Origin of the sequence: Martelella sp. UBA3392 (assembly GCF_002358775.1) — a bacterium.
Lineage (GTDB): Bacteria > Pseudomonadota > Alphaproteobacteria > Rhizobiales > Rhizobiaceae > Martelella > Martelella mediterranea.
The window spans coordinates 10,310-15,694 of sequence record NZ_DEPM01000175.1 but is presented as its reverse complement, the minus strand read 5'-3'; the positions used below and the strand labels follow the sequence as shown (position 1 = coordinate 15,694).

7 protein-coding genes and 1 pseudogene are annotated in these 5,385 nt (G+C 58.3%); 1 reads left to right on the top strand and 7 read right to left on the bottom strand.

The features are described 5' to 3' along the window. Both B4E36_RS13520 and B4E36_RS13515 read right to left on the bottom strand, forming a co-directional pair. On the bottom strand, nt 1–816 hold an 816-nt coding region (locus tag B4E36_RS13520), incomplete at its 3' end, for a BapA/Bap/LapF family prefix-like domain-containing protein (protein ID WP_345900461.1). Between the two features lie 547 nt (nt 817–1,363). Next, on the bottom strand, nt 1,364–2,212 hold the full coding sequence (locus B4E36_RS13515; RefSeq protein ID WP_292060003.1) for a M48 family metallopeptidase: 849 nt from the start codon (nt 2,210–2,212) through the stop codon (nt 1,364–1,366). A gap of 176 nt (nt 2,213–2,388) precedes the next feature. Here B4E36_RS13515 and B4E36_RS13510 point away from each other — a divergent pair. Next, a pseudogene (locus tag B4E36_RS13510) lies at nt 2,389–2,523 on the top strand (IS630 family transposase); the annotation flags it as partial. A gap of 207 nt (nt 2,524–2,730) precedes the next feature. On the opposite strand, the gene B4E36_RS13505 reads toward B4E36_RS13510, so the two are convergent. From B4E36_RS13505 to B4E36_RS13485, 5 genes are all read right to left on the bottom strand, one after another. Continuing rightward, nucleotides 2,731–3,159 (bottom strand): hypothetical protein, encoded by a 429-nt coding sequence (locus B4E36_RS13505; RefSeq protein ID WP_292060006.1) that lies wholly within the window; start codon nt 3,157–3,159, stop codon nt 2,731–2,733. 162 nt (nt 3,160–3,321) lie between these two features. Beyond that, the gene (locus B4E36_RS13500; protein ID WP_292060044.1) at nt 3,322–4,206 is read right to left on the bottom strand and encodes a DUF3313 domain-containing protein; all 885 of its coding nucleotides are present in this window, start codon (nt 4,204–4,206) and stop codon (nt 3,322–3,324) included. A 179-nt stretch (nt 4,207–4,385) separates the two neighbouring features. Beyond that, nucleotides 4,386–4,631 (bottom strand): ATP-binding cassette domain-containing protein, encoded by a 246-nt coding sequence (locus B4E36_RS13495; protein ID WP_292060046.1) that lies wholly within the window; start codon nt 4,629–4,631, stop codon nt 4,386–4,388. Between the two features lie 93 nt (nt 4,632–4,724). Further along, complete coding sequence (locus B4E36_RS13490; protein ID WP_292060007.1) at nt 4,725–4,928, bottom strand: hypothetical protein; 204 nt, start codon at nt 4,926–4,928, stop codon at nt 4,725–4,727. Between the two features lie 82 nt (nt 4,929–5,010). Beyond that, on the bottom strand, nt 5,011–5,385 hold a 375-nt coding region (locus B4E36_RS13485; RefSeq protein ID WP_345900460.1), incomplete at its 5' end, for an enoyl-CoA hydratase/isomerase family protein.

Sequence of the window (5,385 nt, the reverse complement as noted above, 5' to 3'; positions counted from 1 at the left end):
GACATCGGACGCATCGAAACCGGTCACGGCCTCGGAGAAGGTGAAGGTCACATTGCCGGTCTGGCCGTTGTTCTCGATATCCACAACGACCGAGGGGTCTGTCAGGTCAAGATTCGTGGTGTCTGAATCGGAAATCGGGTTGCCGTTTTCGTCATCGACCGGGTTGCCGTTCTCGTCAGTAACAGTTCCGATCACCTCAACATCACCCTCGGCAATGTTGTCGCGCGGAATTTCATACGACCAGTTTCCGTTCTCATCGACCGGAATGGGCTCGGACGTGACAATGTTGCCGTTTTCGTCCGGGTAGGACACGACAACGTAGTCGCCCGTGCTGCTGCCGCTGACCGTCACGCGATCGCCGGTCGGGTCGTCAGTGATATCCTGTACGTCGACCACCGGGAATACGGGCGCGGCATCGTCGTCGTCTCCGCCCCCGGCAAAGGCCAGGCCGCCGGCCCCGGCGGCGGCAAGTCCGCCCAGCGCCGCTAACGGGAATGGCGCCACACCATCAGCGCCGATCTCGGCGAAGGCGAAGTCGCTCCACGGACCGGAATACTGCCCCCACCATGCAATGCCGTCATCGTCGACAAGGATCAGTTCACTGCGCTCGTCATCGAAATCGATGAAGAAGTCGCCGATAACGATTGTCTCCCCGGCGGCCGTGACGATCAGGAGATCGTTGCCGTTCTGTTCGAACGAAACAACGCTTTCCGGCGCGATGGGAAGCTTGACTACAGACGCCTCGTCAAGCTGCAGACCGGTTACGGGCTGACGATGCTGGGAGCCGTCGCTCTTGTCGATAATGATTGCATCCATGGGAGTACTCCTCAAAAAAACTCATTGAATGACAGCGCTACCACACTCTCACGGTGCAAAGACGCTTGCTCATCGGCGCACTGCTTCGCTATGTTGGGGACCCGTGTAGTGGATTGTTAACTACCACTTTAACGGAGGTCACTAGCGCATACTTGCGTCGTCTGCAAGCCGTGTAAGTCATTTTTTCTGAACCGGAGATGAATTTTCGTATTTTTTATAAAGTAATGTTTTTACATATATAATCGCACGATCTTGAGGTCACGGGATGTGAAATGGCTCGAAGAGCGGCCGATTCCCACTGTAAATTCAATCAGATGATTGAAGCCAATTTTGCAGAAACATGACAAATCAGGGCGAGTTTTGAACCAACAAAGGCATGCGCATTTTTTGGTTGCATGCGATAATTTTCCACAAGTTATCTCTTTTTCTTATTCTCTCTTAGGTTGTGAATCATTAAACGGCCGGACGACAGGTATCGCTGCGCAAGCGGCAAGCGCTGCCGCGTCCATTCGGACGGCGGTCCTTTCTTCAAAAACTCAATGGAAACTTAGCGTTGACTTACGCCCTGGCCATCGTCGATGACGCCGGAACCCGTCATTTCGCCTTTTCGTTCCGCAACTTCGGGCTGATAGCTGGCCGTCAGCGCTTCGGCCCGCTCAATACGGTCCGAGGGCAAGGGATGGGAAGTGGTGTAAGAACGCCTTGCGCCAGGCGGCGCGTCCATGGCCTGCATCGTTTTCAGGAAACGCACCAGCGCCGCGGGGTCGTATTCAGCCTCGGCCAGCAATTGAATGGCCATCGCGTCGGCTTCCAGTTCCTGTTGCCGGGAAAGGGCCGCGACTTGCGCGCTGGCGTCGGCGAGAAGCGCACGCACGCGATCACTGTCCGGCAGGGCCGCGGCAATGTCCGCGCTGGAGATGGCCGCCTGCCGCCCAAGGCGGGCGCGGGCTTCGGCGTGACCGGACAGGATATGGGCCATCTCGTGAGCGACGACGGCCGCGATCTCGCTCTCATCATCGGTCAGCGCGAGTAGCCCCCGCGTCAGATAGATATATCCGCCCGGCGCGATATAGGCATCGGGTATCGGCGAGTTCAGCACGAGGATGGTCATCGGCCTTCCGCCGGCGGCCTCAGATAGTCTCTTGCCGATTTCAGCCAGTTCCCGCGAAACCTCGGGGTTACTGTACAGCCCGCCGGATTCTTGCACCAGGCGACGGCGAAAGGCGTCCGCCTCGCTTTGCTCCCGCGGCGCCGGATCAGTGTTGACGGCTTGGCATCCGGCAAGGCCGGACAGAACCATCAAGATGACGATGCCGCCGGCGCGGCATGAAAGAAAACCCGTGAAGGCCCGCGCCCGGCAGGCCAGTTTATGTCTGTTCTTCATTCCGATGCGCATTCCCCGCGAAAACCCGTACTGTATTCACGCGTGCCGCATCATGCATAACGAAGTTTCAATCCGGCCTGTAACACAACGTGATATTTTTGAATTACAGTAAAGATTGACGGGAGGCCGGTTCTGAGGGCGAGTGCGGCGACGGCGCGGCCTGTACTCTTGGCCAGCTTACGGCGTTCGAACCGGTTCTCGTCCCGACGCCCATGCCCGGCGATAACGTCGTTATGGACAATCTGCCTGCCCTTAAAGTCGCGGTCGTGCGCGAAGCCCTTGAGGAGGCAGGGGCAAGCTTGCGTTTCCTGCCGCCCTATTCCCCGACCTCAACGCAAACGACCGTTGCCTGTCGGACCGTCGACAATCCTTTGGGAAATAAATCGGCGAAGCACCCCGAACGTTCTCCTCGTCTGGATGCAAGAATTACTGCGAAGCCGCCGGATATGAACCTGTTCAATGAGTTAGAGCGTCTTTTGTGTGTCCCATAGGACGCACAATGCTCCAAGGGGCCGGACGCCAAAAGAACACTATTCTGCGCTCAGGGTTTCCTGGCATACTTGCGAAAACGCGTGTTTCCTGTTTTTCAGGCAGCTCTTGATTGTGAATGGGTTCAACCCACCGCATACGTCTCTCATTTCTGACTGGCACATACTGGCGGTGACCCAAAAAGCCTGACAAACGGGAGACAGTTTCGAACTGTTCTCCTCGACACAGGCCGATATGGCATCAGGCGTGAGCCGCCACGGCCGTAGACAAACCGAGCGGATTTCTGCTCCGCACGCTTGTTTGACCGCAGCCGATGGCGCGGCGGCCATGGCGGCGTGTAGCGAGATGAGCACGCTCAAGGCCGCGATGAACGCTGGGCTCCAAGTAAAACGACGATCTGCAATTGGCGCAGTTTTCGCATTCTGCTTAAAGCTGGTGTTTGGTTGGAACCGCCCTTCGGCTTGGCTCATGGGGGTCAATCTCCTGGTTATCCTGCATGCGGCGATCGGGAGTTCGAACGGACAAGAGGATGGATTTCCGTCGTGTTGCAGGTCGTCGAAGCTGAAGAATTCGTTTGCCTCGGCAACTGGCCTCGAACAGCAAGGCTCTGTTCGCGCGGCGGCAAGAAGGCATTAGTGCGTCACGAGCGGTTTGGGTTTCTTTTCGGTCCATTCCGGTGGCAGCCCGTAATTGGCCGCGATGGCGCCCAACACTCCGGGCGCCCGGCCAAAGGCGTCACAAGCGGGGTATTTGGGTTTTCCGCCCAGCCAGGATTGCACGCCGTGCCTCGTTGGAAGGGAAATGTCCCACATCTTTGGCTCCTTGCCAGCGATGAGCATTTCGGAAAAGTCACTCGCGAACTTTGATGCGAGGCCATAGGCGTCGCCCACCTCCGAAACGCGAGGATTGTCCTGGATCGCGTTTGCCCCGCGCGCCCAGACGATCGCCGCGCGCTGGACGCCGCCGCTGTCAACCGCCTCCGATTCAACCGACAGCCCACCCAGGCCGATGGGCAGGCGTGGCACGCCGACGAAGGGAACATCGCTAGGTATGGCGAATCCGCCGCCCACGGTCACGACGGTTGCAATTCCCGCCGCCGTCTTGTTCGTCGGAACAACGTTGGTGATGACGGACCGGATCGTGATATCCGCCGGCTGGCCGGCTGGAACCATCTGATATTTTTCGCTCAGCGCGACGCAGAGTGCCCGATCCAGTGCATTGGACACCATTGAACGGTCGGCCCGCGCTTTGACACGGGATGCGGCGCCGAATGCGTATGTGGTCGGCACGATGCTGGCCGTCTTCGCCGCTGCTAGACCTTTGCCATCCACGTAAATTCGCTTCTTTGACAGCTTTCCCTTGGGAGCACCGAGATTGCTGTAGGACGTCAGTGTTCCAGCGTCCTTCAGAGGCACCGAGGCACATCCGGATATCGCAACAATTACCGGCAAGGCCAGGCTGAGAACTCTCAATGGGAATCGTCGCGGAGGAGCGGCAAATCCCCGGAACGCGAAAATTGATGGATTGTTGGTCACGCTTTATAGCCTCCGTCACCGATGTTGGAGGGACGGTGCGAGCTTGGGATTGCCGCAACATTACAGACTGCTCTAAGGAAGGACGATTTTGCCGTTGGCATGGCTGTAGGGAGGCTCAAGGCACCCTTTGCTTTGGGATGCCGCCTCCACCGAATGATGCTCTATGTCCAGTCAGGCATCTCGTAAGACGAATGCCAGGATGCTGGCAATCCCAAGCGCGAAAGTTGCCGCCGCAAGGTTGTGCTCTTGCCCGCTCCGTTGGGACCGAGGAAGCCGGTAATGGCACCCGGTTCCGCGGTGAATGGCAGATCCTTCACCACCAGCTTATTGCCGTATCTCTTGGTAAGTCGATGCGCTCTGATGCCGGCTGGGGTTCCTTTGTCGAGAGGCTGGTTGGTGTGACGCATCTCCCCGTCCGCGAGAGGAAGAATTGCATTCGAGTGGATGTCCTGCCCCGTTACAAGCGGTTGGGACCGGCAGTGAACGATGGTGCTCATTTCCTACCCCAGGACATAGACGTAGGCATAGGCGTAGGCGCATTCGGGGTTGCTTTGCGCCGTCGCGGGTTGCAAGCCACCACCAAAGGCTTTCGAGACCGGGGCGGCGGCAATGGTCGCCAACGAGGCGGCGAGCAGTGCGCGGCGCGTCAATGGGAATTGTCCGTGTCTTTGCACGGCGATGGGATATTGGTGATCGTCAATCATGCTCACTCCGGGAAAAATGTGCCCTGCCGAGCAGACAAAGCGGGCAGCTTCGACTACTTGGCAGAAAAACACCGATGTCTGGTCAAAAGGGGTTGCGGGGATCGGCCAGCAATGCCGGGTCCGGGACAACCGATTGGCTCGCCACGTTCGCCAGCATCTGGTGCGCCATGTGGAATCCGAAGTCTTCGGAGATCGCCTTCTTCCAATGCCGTGACAGGATGTTGTGGGTCGCCCAGCGCGTGTAGCGCGGCCTTTTCATCATGTAGCGGGCGAGGTCCCAGGCCCTGTCGAGAAGCTCCTCCTGCGGAAAAATCTCATTGACGAGACCGCGTTCGAGGGCCGTTGGCGCCGGAATGGATTTCGCCGCGTAGATATAATATGCGGCGCGCTTTGGACCCATCAGGGCTTGCAGCGCCATGCCCTGCCCGTCGCCCGGAGGGCTTCCCAACCAGAAGTG